The sequence below is a fragment of the Pragia fontium DSM 5563 = ATCC 49100 genome, assembly GCF_900112475.1.
Taxonomy (GTDB): Bacteria; Pseudomonadota; Gammaproteobacteria; order Enterobacterales; family Enterobacteriaceae; genus Pragia; species Pragia fontium.
In genome coordinates this window covers 23,636-43,400 of sequence record NZ_FOLW01000014.1, presented here as the reverse complement: position 1 = coordinate 43,400, position 19,765 = coordinate 23,636, and the positions used below count along the sequence as shown (strand labels likewise).

General features: G+C 45.7%; 17 protein-coding genes and 4 tRNA genes. 6 read left to right on the top strand and 15 right to left on the bottom strand.

Features of this window, described 5'->3' with window-relative positions:
- Positions 1–78: 78 nt before the first annotated feature.
- The 5 genes from hemC (at position 79) to BMZ28_RS15470 (ending at position 5,121) form a co-directional block, all read left to right on the top strand.
- Positions 79–1,020 carry a hydroxymethylbilane synthase gene (hemC, locus tag BMZ28_RS15490; protein WP_074824586.1) on the top strand — a complete coding sequence of 314 codons (942 nt, stop codon included), beginning with the start codon at positions 79–81 and terminating at the stop codon, positions 1,018–1,020.
- Complete coding sequence (hemD, locus tag BMZ28_RS15485) at positions 1,017–1,760, top strand: uroporphyrinogen-III synthase (RefSeq protein ID WP_074824583.1); 744 nt, start codon at positions 1,017–1,019, stop codon at positions 1,758–1,760. The genes hemC and hemD overlap by 4 nt, the downstream gene beginning before the upstream one ends.
- A gap of 17 nt (positions 1,761–1,777) precedes the next feature.
- Positions 1,778–2,971, top strand: a complete 1,194-nt coding sequence (gene hemX / locus BMZ28_RS15480; protein WP_047782374.1) for a uroporphyrinogen-III C-methyltransferase — start codon at positions 1,778–1,780, stop codon at positions 2,969–2,971.
- 2 nt (positions 2,972–2,973) lie between these two features.
- On the top strand, positions 2,974–4,155 hold the full coding sequence (gene hemY, locus BMZ28_RS15475; protein WP_074824577.1) for a protoheme IX biogenesis protein HemY: 1,182 nt from the start codon (positions 2,974–2,976) through the stop codon (positions 4,153–4,155).
- Positions 4,156–4,740: 585 nt separating this feature from the next.
- Entirely contained in the window at positions 4,741–5,121 is a 381-nt protein-coding gene (locus BMZ28_RS15470) for a DUF1294 domain-containing protein (protein ID WP_074824574.1), read from the top strand.
- A 360-nt stretch (positions 5,122–5,481) separates the two neighbouring features.
- Here the strand turns inward: BMZ28_RS15470 and BMZ28_RS15465 are convergent.
- The 4 genes from BMZ28_RS15465 to BMZ28_RS15450 form a co-directional block, all read right to left on the bottom strand.
- A tRNA-Pro gene (locus BMZ28_RS15465) sits at positions 5,482–5,558 on the bottom strand.
- A gap of 40 nt (positions 5,559–5,598) precedes the next feature.
- Positions 5,599–5,684 (bottom strand) — tRNA-Leu (locus BMZ28_RS15460).
- 33 nt (positions 5,685–5,717) lie between these two features.
- Positions 5,718–5,793, bottom strand: a tRNA-His gene (locus BMZ28_RS15455).
- Positions 5,794–5,858: 65 nt separating this feature from the next.
- A tRNA-Arg gene (locus tag BMZ28_RS15450) sits at positions 5,859–5,935 on the bottom strand.
- A gap of 362 nt (positions 5,936–6,297) precedes the next feature.
- On the opposite strand from BMZ28_RS15450, the gene sstT reads away from it, so the two are divergent.
- Positions 6,298–7,560, top strand: coding sequence for a serine/threonine transporter SstT (gene sstT, locus BMZ28_RS15445; RefSeq protein WP_047782377.1), 1,263 nt, complete (start codon positions 6,298–6,300; stop codon positions 7,558–7,560).
- A gap of 353 nt (positions 7,561–7,913) precedes the next feature.
- Here the strand turns inward: sstT and wecG are convergent, their stop codons facing one another.
- The 11 genes from wecG to wzzE all read right to left on the bottom strand — a co-directional run bounded on the left by wecG (position 7,914) and on the right by wzzE (position 19,754).
- Positions 7,914–8,642 carry a lipopolysaccharide N-acetylmannosaminouronosyltransferase gene (gene wecG, locus BMZ28_RS15440; RefSeq protein WP_074824572.1) on the bottom strand — a complete coding sequence of 243 codons (729 nt, stop codon included), beginning with the start codon at positions 8,640–8,642 and terminating at the stop codon, positions 7,914–7,916.
- Between the two features lie 9 nt (positions 8,643–8,651).
- Positions 8,652–10,022 (bottom strand): ECA oligosaccharide polymerase, encoded by a 1,371-nt coding sequence (gene wzyE / locus BMZ28_RS15435; RefSeq protein ID WP_047782379.1) that lies wholly within the window; start codon positions 10,020–10,022, stop codon positions 8,652–8,654.
- A complete protein-coding gene (locus tag BMZ28_RS15430; protein ID WP_074824569.1) occupies positions 10,022–11,110 on the bottom strand; it encodes a TDP-N-acetylfucosamine:lipid II N-acetylfucosaminyltransferase in 1,089 nt (362 codons plus the stop codon). Before BMZ28_RS15430 ends, wzyE begins: the two co-directional genes overlap by 1 nt.
- Entirely contained in the window at positions 11,107–12,357 is a 1,251-nt protein-coding gene (gene wzxE / locus BMZ28_RS15425; RefSeq protein WP_074824566.1) for a lipid III flippase WzxE, read from the bottom strand. The genes BMZ28_RS15430 and wzxE overlap by 4 nt, the downstream gene beginning before the upstream one ends.
- Before the next feature lies 1 nt (position 12,358).
- The gene (gene rffA / locus BMZ28_RS15420; protein WP_047782382.1) at positions 12,359–13,489 is read right to left on the bottom strand and encodes a dTDP-4-amino-4,6-dideoxygalactose transaminase; all 1,131 of its coding nucleotides are present in this window, start codon (positions 13,487–13,489) and stop codon (positions 12,359–12,361) included.
- A gap of 10 nt (positions 13,490–13,499) precedes the next feature.
- The gene (rffC, locus tag BMZ28_RS15415) at positions 13,500–14,213 is read right to left on the bottom strand and encodes a dTDP-4-amino-4,6-dideoxy-D-galactose acyltransferase (protein WP_074824564.1); all 714 of its coding nucleotides are present in this window, start codon (positions 14,211–14,213) and stop codon (positions 13,500–13,502) included.
- On the bottom strand, positions 14,191–15,072 hold the full coding sequence (gene rfbA / locus BMZ28_RS15410) for a glucose-1-phosphate thymidylyltransferase RfbA (protein ID WP_047782384.1): 882 nt from the start codon (positions 15,070–15,072) through the stop codon (positions 14,191–14,193). Before rfbA ends, rffC begins: the two co-directional genes overlap by 23 nt.
- Positions 15,073–15,185: 113 nt before the next feature.
- Positions 15,186–16,265, bottom strand: a complete 1,080-nt coding sequence (gene rffG, locus BMZ28_RS15405) for a dTDP-glucose 4,6-dehydratase (RefSeq protein ID WP_074824559.1) — start codon at positions 16,263–16,265, stop codon at positions 15,186–15,188.
- Positions 16,256–17,518, bottom strand: coding sequence for a UDP-N-acetyl-D-mannosamine dehydrogenase (gene wecC / locus BMZ28_RS15400; protein ID WP_047782386.1), 1,263 nt, complete (start codon positions 17,516–17,518; stop codon positions 16,256–16,258). Before wecC ends, rffG begins: the two co-directional genes overlap by 10 nt.
- 12 nt (positions 17,519–17,530) lie before the next feature.
- Positions 17,531–18,646: a non-hydrolyzing UDP-N-acetylglucosamine 2-epimerase gene (gene wecB / locus BMZ28_RS15395; protein WP_074824556.1), complete on the bottom strand. Its 1,116-nt coding sequence runs from the start codon at positions 18,644–18,646 to the stop codon at positions 17,531–17,533.
- Between the two features lie 67 nt (positions 18,647–18,713).
- Entirely contained in the window at positions 18,714–19,754 is a 1,041-nt protein-coding gene (gene wzzE, locus BMZ28_RS15390; protein WP_047782388.1) for an ECA polysaccharide chain length modulation protein, read from the bottom strand.
- Positions 19,755–19,765 lie beyond the last annotated feature (11 nt).

Sequence of the window (19,765 nt, the reverse complement as noted above, 5' to 3'; positions counted from 1 at the left end):
ATAATTATTTAGGTGCGCTGACACTCCTGACACCAACTGATAGAATAACGCCATAAAATAACAAGGTAACGATAAAGCATGTCTAATAATATTCTCCGCATAGCAACCCGTCAGAGCCCTTTAGCGTTATGGCAGGCACACTACGTCCGGGATCGTTTACTCGCCTGCCATCCTGGTCTTACCGTTGAATTAATCACCATGGTCACCCGTGGCGATATCATTTTGGATACACCGCTGGCTAAGGTTGGCGGCAAAGGGTTATTTGTTAAAGAACTGGAAGTCGCCATATTGGAAGGTCGTGCCGACATCGCCGTTCACTCCATGAAAGACGTTCCTGTTGCTTTTCCTGAAGGGTTGGGCTTAGTCACGATCTGTGAGCGTGAAGATCCACGCGATGCGTTTGTTTCCAACCATTTCAACTCACTGGATGACTTACCTGCAGGCAGCGTAGTTGGAACCTCCAGCCTGCGTCGTCAATGCCAATTACGTGCTCGTCGTCCAGACTTAAAGATAATCGACCTGCGCGGCAACGTAGGTACGCGTCTGAGTAAGCTGGATAATGGCGATTACGATGCCATCATTCTGGCAGCGGCTGGCCTGAAACGCCTGAAGATGGAAGATCGTATCAGCAGCTATATGACGCCAGAAGAATCTCTGCCGGCAGTCGGTCAGGGAGCCGTCGGTATTGAATGCCGCCTGAACGATGAAGTGACCCGTAAACTGCTGGCACCGCTGAATCATGCGATAACGGAAGTACGCGTTATGGCCGAGCGAGCAATGAATGAGCGTCTGGAAGGTGGTTGTCAGGTACCTATCGGCAGTTATGCTGAGCTGGATGGAGACATTCTTTGGCTGAGAGCATTGGTGGGCGATCCTGACGGCAGTAAAGTTATTCGCGGTGAACGTCGCGGACCAGCACTGGATGCCGAAAAAATGGGTATTGCTCTGGCTGAAGAGCTGCTGAGTCAGGGTGCAGATGAAATCCTACAGCGCGTTTATCAGGATAACGCCACGAAATGAGTATATTGATAACTCGCCCTTCACCTATGGGTGAGGCGTTAGTTAAACAACTCATAGAACAAGGGCGAGAGGCTTATCACACGCCGCTGATCACCTTTAGCCCAGGTCGCGAACTGGATAAATTACCTGATTATCTGGCCAATCTCCGTGAAGATGACATTATCATTGCCGCTTCTCAGCATGCGGTGCACTACGCACAGGATTTACTGAAGCATAAACAGCAAAGTTGGCCTGAAAATTGTCGATATTTTGCCATTGGCTATAAAACAGCAACTGAATTACAGCAAGCCACACGCTTCACGGTTCATTGGCCTGAAGGTCGCGAAATCAGTGAGCAACTGCTAGAGTTACCTCAATTACAGCAGGTGGCAGGAAAGAACATCCTGATATTACGCGGGAATGGCGGTCGTCAGCTTTTGGCTGAAACCCTGCAAAAACGCGGGGCGAGCGTAACTTTTTGCGAGTGTTATCAACGTAATCCAATCGCTTATCATGGCGACGATCTTTGTCGATATTGGCAACAGATAAGTATTAACATACTGGTAATTACCAGTGGAGAAATGTTACAACAACTGTACGAACTTGTTCCTACAGGTTATCGTAACTGGTTACTCAATTGCCATTTACTGATCGTCAGTGAACGGCTTGCCGACCAAGCCAAAAATTTAGGCTGGACGCAATGTCACATTGCAGATAATGCAGATAATGATGCGCTGCTTCGCGCACTACAACAAATTTAACTATGGGATGTGCCAAGATGACGGATTCAACGACCCCATCAGCACCAGTTGAGCATAAGAAAGTGTCAACTGAAAAAGAAACGAGCACCAAAACACCTCCAGCTAAGCAGGGTAGCCGCTCAGGTGTTGCATTAGGCGCGATTGCTATAGCGTTGGTTATTGCGCTCGGCGGTGGACTCTACTATCACGGGCATCAACAGGCCATATCCCAACGAGCAACTATTCAGCAATTACAGGCTCAAATCGATGCTCTGAAATCAGGACAATCGCAAGAAGACAGCCGTCTGGTGACTGCACAAAATGAACTGACTCAACAATTAAAAGATACCGAGCAGAAATTAGCCACTCAGACCGGCCAACTCACTGCCCAGTCTTCAGTTCTGCAAGAATTACAAAACAAAGTCAGCGCAATTGCCGCCAGTGATGCCAAAATATGGCATTTATCGGAAGCGGATTTTCTGGTCAAAATGGCAGCCCGTAAATTATGGATTGATCAAGATATCGCCACCGCGGCTAATATGCTGAAAAGCGCGGATAAGTCGCTGGCAGAGATGAATGATCCTAGCCTGAATGAAATACGTCAGGCAATTATTCAGGATATCAACGCCATTTCTAACGTTAGTCAGATTGATTTTGATGGTATTGCTTTAACGCTGAACGAACTATCCGATCAGATTATGAACCTGCCATCTGCCAGCACCGACTGGGATAATACCCCACTGGAGCAAGGTGCAACTCAGGTTAGTGAGAATATTAAAGACTGGCGCCAAAATCTGAAGCACAGTTGGAATAACTTCATGTCCGAATTTATTACCATTCGTGCCCGTAATGTGCCGGATAACGAGCTGACCAGCCCGCTATTAACTCCGGATCAGGACACCTATTTAAGAGAAAACCTACGCTTAAAGCTGCTGATTGCCGCCCGCGCAGTTTCTCGTCATCAGGGTGAAATTTATAAGCAATCCCTGGAAAGCGTATCGACTTGGGTTCGCGCCTATTTTGAGCCAGATCATCCATCTACCAAAGCATTTTTGAGCCAGCTTGATGAGCTTAGCCAACAATCAGTGAATTTGGATTTACCTAAAGAATTAAAGAGCCTAAGGCTACTGGATACGGCAACCAGAAATCGTACCCGCGATATTTCCCCTGCCGCTCCGGCACCAGAGCCAGCAGCAGCAACTCCTGCTCCAGCCAGTAATCAGGAGGGTTAAGCATGTTGCGACTACTCTTTTTACTGTTAATACTGGTTGCAGGCATAGCGTTGGGCCCCATGTTGGCCGGACATCAGGGCTCGGTACTGATTCAAACCGATAACTACGATATTAAAATGAGCGTCACCGGTCTGGCTATTCTCATTGCGATACTGTTTATTGCTCTGTTTTGTCTGGAATGGGTTTTACGCCGCGTATTCCACACCAGTTCACGCACTAAAGGCTGGTTTATTGGCCGTAAAAGCACTCGGGCCCGTAAACAAACTCGTGCAGCGATGTTAAAACTCACTGAAGGTGACTTTAATCAAGTAGAGAAGTTGCTGACGCGCAACGCCGATCATGCAGAACAGCCAGTGGTTAACTATCTGTTAGCGGCAGAGGCTGCTCAGCAAAACGGTGATACCAAACGAATTAATGATTACCTGACCCGCGCAGCAGAACTGGCCGATACTGACCAGTTACCGGTCGATATCACCCGCGTACGCATTCAGCTGGCGCAGGGGGAATACCATGCCGCACGCCATGGTGTCGATCAGCTCTTAAACGATGCCCCACGCCATCCTGAAGTTCTGCGTCTTGCTCAACAGGCCTATCTGAAAACCGGTGGCTACGCTTCCCTATTGGAGATTATTCCCTCCATTGAGAAAGCCAAGCTTTACGATGAAGATACGTTGGAAACATTACGCCTTGATGCTTATATCGGTTTAATGAACCAAGCGATATCTGAAGGGGGCAGCGAAGGTCTAAAACAGTGGTGGAAAGATCAGCCTCGTAAAGTCCGCAATAACCGAACCTTACAGGTTGAACTTGCCTCGCACTTTATTGATTGCGATGACAATGAACAAGCCCAAAAAATCATTCTGGACGGTCTGAAACATCAATATGATGAAAAACTGGTACTGTTAATTCAGAAGCTGCACACGGGTAACCCTGAGCCATTAGAGAAAGAGCTCAGAATGCAGATTAAAGAACATGGTGCCACACCATTATTAAACAGCACGCTGGGGCGGTTACTAATCCAGCATGGCGAATGGCAGCAGGCTAATCAAGCGTTGAAACAGGCTATTGAACAACAGCCAAATGCTAAAGATTTCGCCTTACTGGCTGATACCTTCGATAAGCTTAATCATCCCCAAGAAGCCGCTCAAATGCGTCGACAGGGGCTAGCGTTAACGGTTAAATAAAACACCAGAGCGGGCTATTCAGCCCGCTTTTACTTTTCTGCCTTCCTCTAAAATTTCCCCATCAATCTGATAAAAATCACAGTGTTGCTGAATTTCAGGCAAAAAAAACACTTGCCTATTTAGGCAAGTGTGAGAAAAAAATCAGGTCAAAGGACAACATGGCGGTGTCTCACTCAACGTTATGTCTAATGTTTGATGACAATGTCATCATAAGGCTAGACGATAGACACCATTACTCGGCTCTGCATCATTCGATAGGCTTATGAAGCGATCCTTAAATCGACTATCATAAAAAGGTGAATGAGCATCTACAAACTAGATATTGCATGGTTCGTGCCAGTTTTCTCATTATTTATAATTTTCCCTGAAAAAATCATATAACAAATTGATTAATAATGATTAATTCTTTATCTTCATCCAAGAAGAAATTATGGTGTTTGTCATACCATACTATCGGAAGAATAAATAAGTCGTCTCCGTTTAGAGACAGCGTATAACCATTATATATTTTTCATTTATAATCAATACGTTAAATGTCTTTAACCGGCGACAATTCAAAATAAAAAGCATAAGGATCAACGACACATGAGTAAACCGACTCACCCATCCTTCGATAAAGGAATAATGCTTTTTGTTGCTGTCTTTGCCCTTGTTATCGCGGTAAGTTTCTGGCTTGGCAAAATTCCTGTCACCCTGCTCTTTTTATATATCCTTTCCAGCCTGCTGGCTTTTATCTTTTATCTCAGAGATAAAATAGCTGCAAAAAACGATGAATGGCGGGTAAAAGAAAGCACGCTACTATGGCTTGGGCTTATTGGTGGATGGCCGGGGGCGCTGATAGCTCAGCAAATATATCGTCATAAAACCAGTAAAACCAAATTCCAACTGCTGTTCTGGCCAACGGTGATTATCAATTGTCTGGCGTTGGCCTGGTGGATAATACAGCAGCCGATGGCGGGATATTAAAGTAGGTTTTCTTGAATTGGTCGGTGGGAGAGGATTCACTCGTATCATCCTGATACTCGCCCTACGGGCGTCACTACGTGACGTGCAAATCCGTTCCCAACGGATTTGTCGACCTCCTTCCGGAGCTTCTCATCCTCTGTAAACTACAGACGTAAAAAAACCTGCTATTAAAGCAGGTTTTCTTGAAATTGGTCGGCGAGAGAGGATTCACTCGTATCATCCTGATACTCGCCCTACGGGCGTCACTACGTGACGTGCAAATCCGTTCCCAACGGATTTGTCGACCTCCTTCCGGAGCTTCTCATCCTCTATAAACGACAGGCGTAAAAAAACCTGCTATTAAAGCAGGTTTCTTAAATTTGGTCGGCGAGAGAGGATTCGAACCTCCGACCCACTGGTCCCAAACCAGTTGCGCTACCAAGCTGCGCTACTCGCCGATTCTGTTACTTCTTTTTCATAAGAATCTAAACATTCGTGTGGTGCGAAGAGAGGGACTTGAACCCTCACGTCCGAAGGACACTAACACCTGAAGCTAGCGCGTCTACCAATTCCGCCACCTTCGCAATAACACAAAAATATCTAACTCTAACAAATAATGGGGTGGCTAATGGGACTTGAACCCACGACAACTGGAATCACAATCCAGGGCTCTACCAACTGAGCTATAGCCACCATAAATTCTTGCTCAACCCGGTATCCAAACCTCGGATATCATCTCAGCCCTGTGCACTGTTTTATGGTGCGCCCGACAGGATTCGAACCTGAGACCTCTGCCTCCGGAGGGCAGCGCTCTATCCAGCTGAGCTACGGGCGCGCAGTGCGCCGTTGCGGTGAGGATAGTACGGATTTCAGAACCATCTGTCTAGCCCTTTTTTCAGGAATTTTATTAATTGCTCACTTCATCAACGATCCGGCCATTTTTTTATCATAAAACAAAGCCAAACCTTCCTTTTTAGATAATTAATTTATCATTATGACTAATTTTACTTCCAGAAAGCGTCAACCTCTTTTAAAGTCTGCCCTAGCGGGTAAAAAAGACCATCCGCATAACTTATAAAAGCAAACACACATTTCCCGTCAGACAATATCACCCTTATGCGGTGCTGAAATGTTATTGACTATAAAATCTGTCGGGAAGTATAGGTTTAGGAAATATATCTTAGGGATCCATCCATAGTGAGTACTTTAAACAAACCATTACGCTTTCTTCGCGGCAGCCTCGTTACCCAAATTCTAATCGGACTACTGGCAGGTATAGCTTTATCGCTGCTATCTCCCTCCACTGCTCAGTCAGTTGGTCTTTTAGGTAGCCTGTTTGTCGGTGCCCTGAAATCCGTAGCCCCCATTCTGGTTTTTATATTAGTGGCGTCCTCCATTGCTAATCATAAGCAAGGACAAAAAACCAATATGAAACCCATTGTCGTTTTATATCTGATTGGTACCTTTTCCGCCGCCCTGATCGCGGTACTGGGCAGCTTTCTGTTTCCATCTACGCTAATTCTGGCCAATACTGAGGCCTCTATCACACCTCCAGGCAGCGTAGTAGAAGTTCTGCATGCAGTCCTGTTCAAAATGGTTGATAACCCGATTAGAGCCCTGCTAGAAGCAAACTATATCGGCTTACTGGTTTGGGGAATCGCTTTAGGCGTCGCACTACGCCATGCCTCCGATTCAACAAAACTGGTGGTCAGCGACCTCTCATACGGCATCACCTTTATTGTCCGTCTGGTTATTCGTTTTGCGCCAATCGGGATTTTTGGTTTGGTTTCAGCGACGCTGTCCGATCCAGATACCGGCTTCTCCGCGTTTCGCGGCTATGCTCATCTGCTAGCTGTACTTATTGGCTGTATGGCAGTGGTTGCCCTGGTGCTAAACCCGCTGATTACTTTTGTCATTACCCGTCAAAATCCTTACCCACTGGTACTAACCTGTCTGCGCGATAGTGGTATTCCGGCATTTTTTACCCGTAGCTCCGCCGCTAATATTCCAGTGAATATGACGTTATGTAAGAAACTGAAGCTAAAAGAAGAAACCTATTCCGTTGCCGTACCACTGGGCACGGCAATTAATATGGCCGGTGCAGCAGTGACTATCACTGTGTTAACCCTGGCAGCAGTTAACACATTGGGCATTGAGGTTGATATTCCAACGGCGCTGTTATTAAGCATCATCGCTTCAATATGTGCCTGTGGCGCATCGGGCGTTGCCGGTGGTTCTCTACTGCTTATCCCAGTCGCCTGTAGCATGTTTGGTATTCCAAACGAAATTGCTATGCAGGTTGTCGCCGTTGGCTTCATTATTGGCGTACTTCAAGACTCTGTAGAAACAGCGATTAACTCATCCACCGATGTGGTATTTATCGCCGCCGTGTGCATAGCTGAAGAACGCAAAGAAGCTGATGCAGCATCCGTGAACTCGGTTGAAGTGAAAGAAAGCTGATTTATTCTGGCAATTCAAATCTGCCGCTCTCTATTCAGTGAGAGCGGCAGGTCTTTCATCTAAACTCCAGCAAATATTCCGCCAAACTTTTATGACCCCAATATCCAAAAAATTAATGACAAACTCCTCATATTCTCAACCTGAGGGAGAGGGTTCTGTTGGGGTCGTAGCAGCTTTAGCTGCCGGAGTGCCCCTAAGAAGCCTAGGCCCGAAGCACTCTGTAGCCGAAATATACACTTAACCGGTCGCTCGTGATGATCATATTTCTCAACATAAGTTACGACCGGAATATTCACTACATCTGATTTAAAAAAAAGGCCCTATGGCCTTTTTTATTATATTTAATAGCAAAATTACAAACGATTGGTGTAGTGATAAACCACATACTTAAGTAGCTTAAACTGACGACGCCAGCGCGTTGGTTGCGACAGCAAACGATAGAGCCACTCCAACCCCATATTCTGCCAGACTTTCGGTGCGCGTTTTACATGGCCAGTAAATACGTCATATGTACCGCCAACGCCCATATATAAAGCATCCGGGTACACTTTGCGGCAGTCTCGCATCCACATCTCTTGTTTTGGCGAGCCCATCGCTACGGTTACAAATTTAGCGCCACTGGCCCAAATTCGCTCAAACAGGGCATCACGATCTTCTGGCTTAAAATACCCATCCTGACTACCAACGATATTCACATTCCATTGGCTTTTTAGCTTCTGTTCGGTTTCTGCCAGTATTTCTGGCTTACCGCCAACCAGAAAAACCGGTATCCCTTTTTGCCCCGCACGCTCCATCAACGCTTCCCAGAGATCGGCGCCGGCAATACGTTGCAGGTTTGCATCCGGGTACTTACGACGGATAGAGCGAACAATACTAATGCCATCGGCGTATTTATATTCTGCAGCATCAATTAACTCACGTAAGGCCTTATCCTGCTCGGCTGTCATGACTTTCTCTGCATTTATCGCCACCAGCGTGCCATTTTTCATATCGCCATCGCTAAACAGATAATCGACAAACTGGGACATATCGCGAAAGCCCGATATAGCAATACCGCGAATACTATACTTAGTGATATTCACACCCTTCTCCTAAACGACTTTCGCCTTATCAATCTTCACCTGTCTGGCATTAACCGATTTACTGACCCGCTGACGAATCATTCCACAGGTATCAAAAGCCCAATACAGCAATTTAGCCAAGATCAAACATAGCCCAAAAATTAATGCAAAAAATACCACCCGTGAGACAAATGAATCCACTCCCTCACGTGTTAAAACAATAATATTAAATACCGCGCCGAAGCAGAAAGCCTGCATGATGGCGCCTTTATAACGGTTTGACTCAGCTTTTCCCTTCTCGTAGACCCAATCAAACCATTTAATAATTAAACCGACTAAAACAGCACCTAAAGGAATAAACCACACGCCGCCCATCACAATCAGTGAGCCAATTAACGTTGGCGATATTGCTAACCCGGAATGATAATCCAGCACTTCCCAAGTAAAATAGTTCGCGGTATTCACCACTAGATTCGGTCTGTCCGGCCATACCCAGCTCGGAATAAACACATAAAAATCACGAACAATCGGTGCTAATCCCTGAAACTCAATCTTGTCGTAATTTTGCAGTAACAGCGCCAAATTCTCCCATGGAGAGAAGGTATCGCGCGTTAAATAAAGGAAAGTATAGAACGCTTCTGCACCGGATACATTCATGCCATAGCGTTTTAACGCCAACCAGAACATACCGACCACACCGGCTACGCCGGCCATAACCAGCATCCATAGGGTAATATGCCCTCGAGCTATGCCAATAAACAAAAATAAAGAGAAGGCTATCAGGATATTGGCTCGGGTGCCTCCCACAACAACATAGGTCAAAACACCAAATGCCACGGTACTGATTAAAAACAGGAACCAACTACGAGTGTTTTCTTTCAGGAAATAAACAATCAGCATCGCTGGAATAAAGAAATAGAAGAAACGCTTTAATGCCACCCCTGAAACATCGCTGGAAAAAATCTGGCTGTATTTTTCTAATTTAAACAGTAAGAAACCGTTTTGCAGGAAGAAAATCCCGACGGTTGAAATTGCCACTAAGGCCAACAATATCCAAGTCAGGTTAGTCTCTACCCGGTTCATGGTGAATAATGCCGGACGAGGTGTTGCGTTAGCTTTTATCAGTCGGGTTTTATAGCAAATATAGTAAATGGCATAAAAACAGGTAGCGGACAGTAGTGCATTAAGTAATGAATCAACTTCAACCACCTGTACATCAAACTGAAAAACCAACAAACAGGTCAACGGAAAACCGAAGTAAAAAGTTAATAAATAAAGCAAAGAAAACAAAACGTTAAAATTGAAACGTACTCGCCGAAACTCTTTATAAGTTAGGGTCAAAATGAATACCAGCGAAATCAGGTAAACAACAAATAAGCCAGCAAACTGTGTGGGTTCCATTATTTACCCTCCCCAGCGGCAATACGCAAAGCCTGCTTCCAACCATCAATATAGTTTGGATTAAAGAAAGCGATCTGACTTTTATTCATAGCAGCCAGCTTTGTTTGTGTCTCGCGTACAACGTCTGTATCCACTTTATCTCCGTAGAACAGGAAAGGAACCTGCTGTTCCTCAAGATCGTGCCAAAATGGGTTTTTACGACTGACAACAAAAGGCACCCCGCTTTGAATCAGTAAACAAAGGGTACCAATACCCTGCTGACGGTTAAAAATGAAATAACCTAAATCGCAGCCGGAAAGAATGGTTAAATACTCATCAAAAGGAATCTGCTCGGTTAATAGAGTAACCTGACCCTGTGGAAATAACGCCTCGGCTTTAGCGCGGATTTCAGCAATATAAACCTGATTATTCGCTGGATAGCCTAGCGGAATAATGATGTTGATATTGTCGGTGCCAAACTTCTCGTAAATTTCCTGCAACGCTTCAATGTGCCGATTAGTACGGTCACCAGAATTCCCCAACAAAATAGTCAACGTTTGCCGAGGGTACCTATCGCTGGTTTCAGGACGATAATTCGCATCCATCCGGGTTGGAAAATAAAGCAGAGTGCATGGGACATTCGCATGCCGCTGTTGATAATGAATCAGATCGCCGCGGGTAGCAAAAACATGCCCCACTTTTCCCTGAGCAAAACGACGTAAGCGGTAAAAAAGGCGAAACTTCCAGTTGGTTGAATCCTCGTACAGATCCGCCCCCCAAACGTGCCAGCTAACGCGCTTGGTATCCATTTGATTAAACAACAGCGCCAGCCACAGCTTAGTATTGAATTGACCATGGAATAAGAAACGTGCTTCGCTATCCGCTTTACTTCGCTCAATGACCGCCTTAGCGAGTGCACTTTTATCGGCATAGCTTTCTATCTTCAACTGATTAAATACATCAAATTGCGCGCTATCCCGTGCGGCTACCATAAAATGTTTCGCAGACTCAGGCTCTGTCTGTGATGACAAAACATCATTAAAAAAACGCAACACCGTCAAATTATGATGGGGGATATCCGAACCTAATATATGAATCAACATTGTTATGATCGTCTACGATAAATAAGGAAAACGCAGCTACAAAGCACAAAATAAATAATATAACTGGCCATATAAGATTGAGCTGCTCCCAAGGCACCATTCTGCGGTATTAGCCAGTGGGAAAAACCGGTCAACAATGCAAACTGACTCACCTCAGTCAAAATATAGAATCTGAGTGATGCCTTCGCGATAACTAAATAGCCAAAAACATAAGAACCGACTTTCAGCACATCGCCAACCAGCTGCCAGGCAAACAAATCACGCATAGCTACAAATTGACTGGAAAACAGCAGCCAGATAGCAAAGTCACGCAGTAGCCAAACGCAGAAACTTACCGCAGCAACCACAGGTAACACAAAACGCAGTGAGCGGAGAATTTCTCGAGACAGCTCCTGCTTGCTGGTTAATCGTGAAAGGGTAGGCAACAAATAAACGGTAAACGATGCGGTAATAAACTGCAGATAAGCATCAGAAATACTGCTTACCCCTTGCCAAATACCCACATCACTCCAACTATAGTGTTCGGCCAGTAAATTACGCATCATCACATAAGCCACCGGTAACGTTACCGATGTAATCAACGCCATAATGGTAAATTTACCCAGATTGCTCGCGATAGTCTTATCCCACATCGGCTTCAAATAAGCCAAAGGCATCGTTTTTCTACGCCAGAGTATCAAGCCAGCGGGAATAACCACCAGAGCAGGTACTAAAGCCAACCCAGCCAAAGCACCTTCATAACCGCCCAAATAGAAGCAAATCAGATAACCCGCAACGCCAAACAAACTCCCGCCAATCACGCCAAGGGCATTACCTACCGCATCACGATAGCCTTTAAGAATAGCCAGAAAGAAGTTGGCATAAGCAATCCCCATTTGAATAAACGCTACCGCACGGACAACGCTCTGATATTCAGTATGATCAAACAGGGCAAGACTTATCTGCTCAGAAAAAAGCAGAAAGACCACCGCCAAGAGCGTTGAGAAGCCCAGAATAATGCTGGCAGAGGTTCCCACCGCTTTACGCAACTGCTGTGGTTCCTGATGATATTGAGAAACATAGCGAGTAATACCGTTAAAAATACCGGCGCCGGATAACACGCCTAAAACGGTAATCAACTGACGAAAGTTACCCGCCAGACCAACACCACTAGGTCCGAAAGAAACAGCGAGCAACTTCACGATCAACAGCCCTACGCCAATCTTAATCAGCGTAGAGCCGGCAGTCCAAATTGATGCTTTGGCTAGAGACATATCAGGCGAAATAGCTCAGGATAGTACTGATAACCGTGCGTTGATTAATATCCGTCATGTTATAAAACAGCGGTAGGCGAACCAGACGATCGCTTTCTTTGGTGGTATAGCGATCTTCACCGTGAAAAACGCCGTATTTCTCTCCAGCAGGACAAGCATGTAGCGGGATATAATGGAATACCGCCATGATTTCAGCCTCTTTCAGATAGCTGATAAAGTTAGTGCGGTCTTCAACGTTTTTTAACTTAACATAGAACATATGCGCATTCTGACGGCAGTTAGCCGGGATAACAGGTAACTCAATACGTCCACTATCCGCTAGTGTCTTAAACGCCTGATAATAGTTATGCCACAGCTCCAGACGGCGCTGATTAATCTGTTCTGCAACTTCCAGCTGGCCCCACAGGTAAGCGGCCTGTAGATCTGCCATCAAATAGCTGGAGCCGATATCGCGCCAGGTATACTTATCAACCTGACCGCGGAAAAATTGACTGCGGTTAGTCCCTTTCTCACGAATAATTTCTGCACGCTCAATCAGAGATGGATCGTTAATTAACGTTGCTCCACCCTCACCGCCAGCAGTGTAGTTTTTAGTCTCGTGGAAGCTAAAGCAACCAATATGACCAATAGTGCCTAACGCTTTACCCTTATAAGTCGACATTACGCCCTGAGCAGCATCTTCCACCACATAGAGGTTATATTTCTTCGCCAGCGCCATAATGGTATCCATTTCACACGCGACACCAGCATAGTGAACAGGGACAATCGCTCTGGTTTTGTCGGTAATGGCGGCTTCAATTTTAGTCTCATCGATATTCATGGTATCCGGACGGACATCAACAAACACCGCTTTAGCACCGCGTAGAACAAAAGCATTGGCGGTGGAAACGAAGGTAAAACTCGGCATGATCACTTCATCGCCAGGTTTGATATCCAACAGCAACGCGGCCATTTCCAACGATGCGGTACAGGATGGTGTTAACAGGACTTTATGACTGCCGAAATGTTGTTCCATCCACTGCTGACAACGGCGAGTAAAGCCACCGTCACCACATAACTTACCGCTACTCATGGCGGCCTGCATATATTCGAGTTCTGTACCTACAACCGGAGGAGCGTTAAACGGAATCATCTTTCTCACCTTACCTGTATAACCAATATGCTGTGCCATGAATTGAGGCACCACTACGAACATAAAGACGTAAAGCCGCCATATTTCCCATCTGGGTTGCCACGTAAAGGCGATTTAGCCCTCGTTCTGCACACCAGCGTTTAGCTGCCTTCATCAACTCAAGACCCACACCTTTATTGCCACATCCCGGCCAGACGGCTAATAAACCAATACGTGCCTGCTGTTCATCAAGATGACGCAATGTTACAAAACCCTGAGGGTTTCCCTGTTCATCTTCCAATATCAAACATTGATGATCAAAGGTGCCCAATACGGCCTTCTCTACCCATAAAGCATAAAAACGACCGCTATCACCAGGCTGATACCAAGGAGCTCTAAACCGGCTTAAACTAAAAACGTCTAACGCCGTATTGCGTAACGCCGGAATATCGCTTTCTGCTGCTAACCGGCAGGAAAACGTCGGCGCTAAAGCATTTTCTATCGCAAGATCGATCGATAAAATAAAATCGACCTCTCCTTCAACTAGTTGAAAACCTGCTCGACTTAAGGCATCAACCACATCCAACCGCTGAGCGGGTACTTTCGCCTGAACCAACTGAAATTGGCCAAGCACGTCTTCATCGGGCAACGTCGTTACCGACTCAACAAAACTCAGCTTAGCCGTAGAGAGAGCAAAAAACTCGCTCTCCCACTCAAGGCAATCAATACTGGCGCGGGCGGACATTCAGTAAATCCTGTAAATACTTACCGTATCCGGTTTTTGACAGTATGTTTGCCGTTTTCAATACGCTGGCATCATCTAACCATCCGTTACGCCAAGCAATCTCTTCCAGACAAGCAACTTTAAAGCCTTGTCTTTTTTCCACCGTTTGTACAAAGGTGCTGGCTTCAATCAGACTATCGTGAGTTCCGGTATCCAACCAAGCGAATCCCCTGCCCAGCAACTCAACGTTCAGCGTACCCTGTTCAAGATACATCTGATTAATACTGGTAATCTCCAGCTCACCACGCGGGGATGGCTTAACCTGTTTTGCCAAATCCACTACTTGGTTATCATAGAAGTAGAGGCCAGTAACCGCCCAGTTTGACTTCGGCTTCGTTGGTTTTTCTTCAATCGATAAGGCTCTAAAATCCTGATCAAACTCAACCACACCAAAACGCTCTGGATCCATTACCTGATAACCAAACACCGTCGCCCCTTGTTCACGCGCAGCAACGCTACGTAACTTAGGACTAAAGCTTTGACCAAAAAAGATATTGTCACCCAAAACTAAACAACAGGCTTCACCGTTAATGAACTCTTCACCAATCAGGAAAGCCTGTGCTAACCCATCAGGGCTAGGTTGAGCGGCATAGCTCAACTTAATACCAAATTCATCACCGGTTCCCAGTAAACGTTGAAAAGCCGGTAGGTCATCAGGGGTGGAAATAATCAGAATATCGCGAATACCCGCCAACATAAGAACGGACAACGGATAATAAATCATAGGCTTATCGTAAATCGGCAGCAGTTGCTTCGAAACACCGCGCGTTATCGGATATAAGCGCGTGCCGGAACCGCCCGCAAGAATAATGCCTTTCATTGACTTCACCATTTTATTTAAGAGTGATGGCTAAATGCCAACGCCCTTAAAGCTAATGTTAATAAAAATAATGTGGGTACATGACATCATCAAGTACCCAGTCTATTGCAGAATTAAAGTGACGACTTAAGCCCAATTCGCTCTCGGGCATAAGAGCCATCCAGAACTCGTTGCCACCAAACCTGATTTGCCAGATACCAAGATACGGTTTTACGCATACCTGACTCGAAGGTTTCCTGCGGTTTCCAGCCCAGTTCACGCTCTATTTTGCCAGCGTCAATGGCATAACGCATATCATGTCCCGGGCGATCGGTGACATAGGTAATTAAATCTTCATATTTTGCTACGCCAGCAGGTTTTGATGGTGCTAACTCTTCCAGCAGTTGGCAAATGGTATGCACAACTTCAATATTTTTGCGCTCATTATGACCGCCAATATTATAGGTTTCACCGATAACACCCTCGGTTACCACCTTATAAAGAGCCTTGGCATGATCTTCAACAAATAACCAATCACGAATTTGCGCACCATTACCATAAACCGGCAGTGGCTTGCCTTCCAGAGCATTAAGAATCATCAATGGAATCAACTTCTCCGGGAAGTGATATGGGCCATAGTTATTGGAACAGTTAGTCACAATGGTCGGGAAACCATAGGTACGTAGCCAGGCACGTACTAAATGATCGCTGGACGCTTTAGACGCTGAATAGGGGCTGCTTGGTGCATAAGGCGTGGTTTCTGTGAATAGATCATCAGTACCATGCAGATCGCCATAAACCTCATCGGTCGAAATATGGTGAAAACGAAATGCCTGCTTGCGCACGGTATCCAATGCCATCCAATAATGTCTGGCCGCTTCAAGCAATGTATAAGTACCAATAATATTGGTCTCAATAAATGCTGACGGACCATCAATGGAACGATCGACGTGACTTTCCGCGGCCAGATGCATCACAAAATCTGGCTGATGCTTGGCAAACACCTCATCCAATGTAGAGCGATTGCAGATATCGACCTGTTCAAAGGCGTAGCGTTCATTGTCCGCAACATCAGATAACGAATCGAGATTTCCCGCATAAGTCAGCTTATCGACGACCACTACGCTATCTTTAGTGTCTTCAATAATATGCCTTACTACCGCAGAACCAATAAAACCTGCGCCGCCGGTAACCAGAATTTTTCTCAACGCCATACTCCTTTCGTATCGACAATCCACTGCTGTTTCACCTGCTCCGGACTCACAACCTTAAACTGACGATGGTCAACCAACATCACAATAATATCTGCGTCGTTAAGGGCATCGGAAACATCCGCTAACACCGCTTTATTCATTAAAACTTTCGGCACTTCATGGATATTAGGTTCAACAACTAATGTTGTTCCTACATGCCAGTCGGCAATCATATGTGTGATTTCTAATGCCGGACTTTCACGTAAATCATCAATATCAGGCTTAAATGCCAGACCAAAGCAGGCGATTTTGACTTCTGCAGCGCGTTTACCGCTCTCTGCCAGACAGTCCGCCACAGCACTCTTCACTTTATCCAGCACCCAATAAGGCTTGCCGTCATTCACTTCTCGGGCAATTTTAATCAGGCGAGCTTCCTGCGGGTTTTGTGCCACAATAAACCATGGGTCAACGGCAATACAGTGCCCACCAACGCCAGGACCAGGTTGCAAAATATTGACCCGCGGATGGCGGTTAGCCAAACGAATCAACTCCCAAACATTGATCCCCTGATGGTCACAAATCAGCGACAGCTCATTGGCAAATGCAATGTTGACATCACGGAAGCTATTCTCGGTTAACTTACACATTTCAGCGGTGCGTGAGTTGGTGATAACACACTCACCGTTTAAGAAAATTTTATATAGTGCGCTGGCACGTTCTGAACAACGAGGGGTCATTCCACCAACCACACGGTCGTTTTGAATCAGTTCAACCATCACTTTACCCGGCAGTACACGCTCAGGGCAGTAAGCAATATTAATGTCCGCAGACTCACCTGCCTGCTGTGGGAATGTCAGATCCGGGCGAGCTGCAGCTAACCATTCAGCCATTTGTTCCGTTGCACCAACCGGAGAAGTCGATTCCAGAATCACCAGATCGCCTTTTTTCAGCACCGGTGCAATGGACTTAGCCGCCGCCTCAACATAAACCATATCGGGTTCATGATCGCCTTTAAACGGGGTCGGTACCGCTATCAGAAACGCATCAGCGGGTAATGGCTTAGTCACAGCCCGTAAACATCCCGCCTCAACGGCATCTTTAACCACTTTGTCCAGATCGGGTTCAACAATGTGAATCGCTCCGCGGTTAATGGTGTCTACCGCATGTTGATTAACATCCACACCAATAACCTGTTTTCTACACGATGCAAATGCTGCCGCCGTAGGTAAACCAATATAGCCCAGACCAATAACTGAAATCGTTTCAAAACTCATAGCTTCACCAGATTATTTTTTCAAAGCATCGAGAATACGCTGACAGGCTTTGCCATCACCGTAAGGATTATGCGACTTGCTCATTAAGTGATATTCGTTTTCATCCGTTAATAAGCGACTCACTTCTTTAATAATTAATGCAACATCTGTGCCAACCAATCTCACCGTACCGGCTGCTAAAGCCTCTGGACGTTCAGTGGTATTACGCATCACCAAGACTGGCTTACCAAGAGAAGGAGCCTCCTCCTGGATACCACCCGAATCGGTTAATATCAAATAGGCGTGATCCATCAGATAGACAAACGGTAGGTAATCCTGAGGTTCTATTAAGGTAACGTTATCAATATGGCTTAAAATGCGCTTAACCGGTTCACGAACGTTAGGATTAAGATGGACCGGATAAATAACCTGAACATCAGGATGAGTACGAGCTATATCCGCCAGCGCACCGCAGATACGCTCGAAACCATCACCAAAACTTTCGCGTCGATGCCCGGTCACTAAAATAATTTTTTTATCTTTTTGTAGGAAAGCGTAACGTTGTTCCATTTCCTGACGCAGTACAGAGTCAGTACGGATCCGATCGCGTACCCAAAACAGCGCGTCAATAACGGTATTACCGGTAACAGTAATCTGTTTGTCGGCTATCGCTTCAGCTAACAAATTTTGTTTTGAGGTTTCCGTTGGAGCAAAATGGTACATCGCCAGATGACCAGTTAACTTCCGGTTCCCCTCTTCTGGCCATGGGGAATAAAGATCGCCAGTGCGCAAGCCTGCTTCAACATGCCCTACCGGAATGCGCTGATAAAAAGCGGCCAGACTGGTTGCCATCGTGGTGGTGGTATCACCATGAACCAAGACTACATCCGGCTTAAACTCTTCCAATACTGGCTTTAGCCCTTCCAATATACGGCAGGTAATTTCGGTTAGCCCTTGCCCTGGACGCATAATATCTAAATCGTAGTCAGGCTTTATATTGAACAAATGCAGTACCTGATCCAGCATCTCCCGATGCTGGGCCGTCACACAAACTTTTGATTCGAAATAATCATCGGCCGCCAATGCATGCACCAGCGGCGCCATTTTAATCGCTTCAGGTCGTGTGCCAAACACAGTTAACACTTTCACAAAGCTATCTCTTCAGTCAATTATCACGACAGTAAACTGCCATTCAGGTACGCGAGAGTACCTGGCCTTAATTATTATTCTGACGTCTACGGGTTAACGCAATACCAGCACCAACCAAGCCACCGATACCACCCCACATAATCAACAAAAACATTCTGCGAGGTTTATCGCGAGTAATTGGATCTTCCGGCGTCCGTAAATAACGGTAAGTTTTAAATTGGGTATCCAGTTTTACACCATCATCCAATGAGGAAAGTACCGCACGATCGTGATCGTAATCGTTATCAAAGTCGGGACCGCTAGCTTGTAAGGTCTCATATCGAGCCTGCAGCATTGGCTTGCCAAGTAAAAATAGCTCTGAGTTGGGTAGCTGATCGACGGGCACGTCAGTCTGTGAACGAGTGATACCTTGCTGCTCTGCAATACTCAGGGCGTGCTGAACACGCTTGAGTTCACGCTGATAAACGGCATTAGCAATCTCTTCCTGACGTTTCAGTTGATTAGCTAAGGTTGTTTTACGCACAAGCCACGTCCCCTCCAGCTCTTCATTCAAGCCAGATACCGCTTTTTGGTTGGTAAAATTAATATATTGACGTAAAAGCTGATTAGCATCGCTTGGTGTTTCAGCCGTCAACTTAATACTGTCATTCATCCCTTTTTTATCATCCTTGGGAGTGAATACAATGTTGTTAATCAATTCATCCAGTAACACGGCATCAGCGCGAGGTTCTCCCTCCTTGCGCTGCTTATAATAATCAGACTGCAACCAGAAATCGCGGCGCGAGTCATAAGAGGAAAGCTGCATAATAAACTCGCCATACACATCCTCAGTAATCGGAGTTTCAGTCGTTACCCCACTACTACTATTATTTCGAGTAAGGCCTCGCAGAAACTGCTCTTGTGAATAATAACCGCCGAGCATGCTCACTGTCGGTTTGTCGGTAATCGCCGTAGTACTCCATTCCTGTTTCACAAGATAGGAATAGGCTAATGCCACCATGGCAAAAAAAGCAGCAATACCAACAATCCATAATTTGCCATACCACAATGAATAGCACAGACCACGGATATCTAATTCATTCTCAACTGACTGCATATCTGGTTTCATGTCTAAGACAA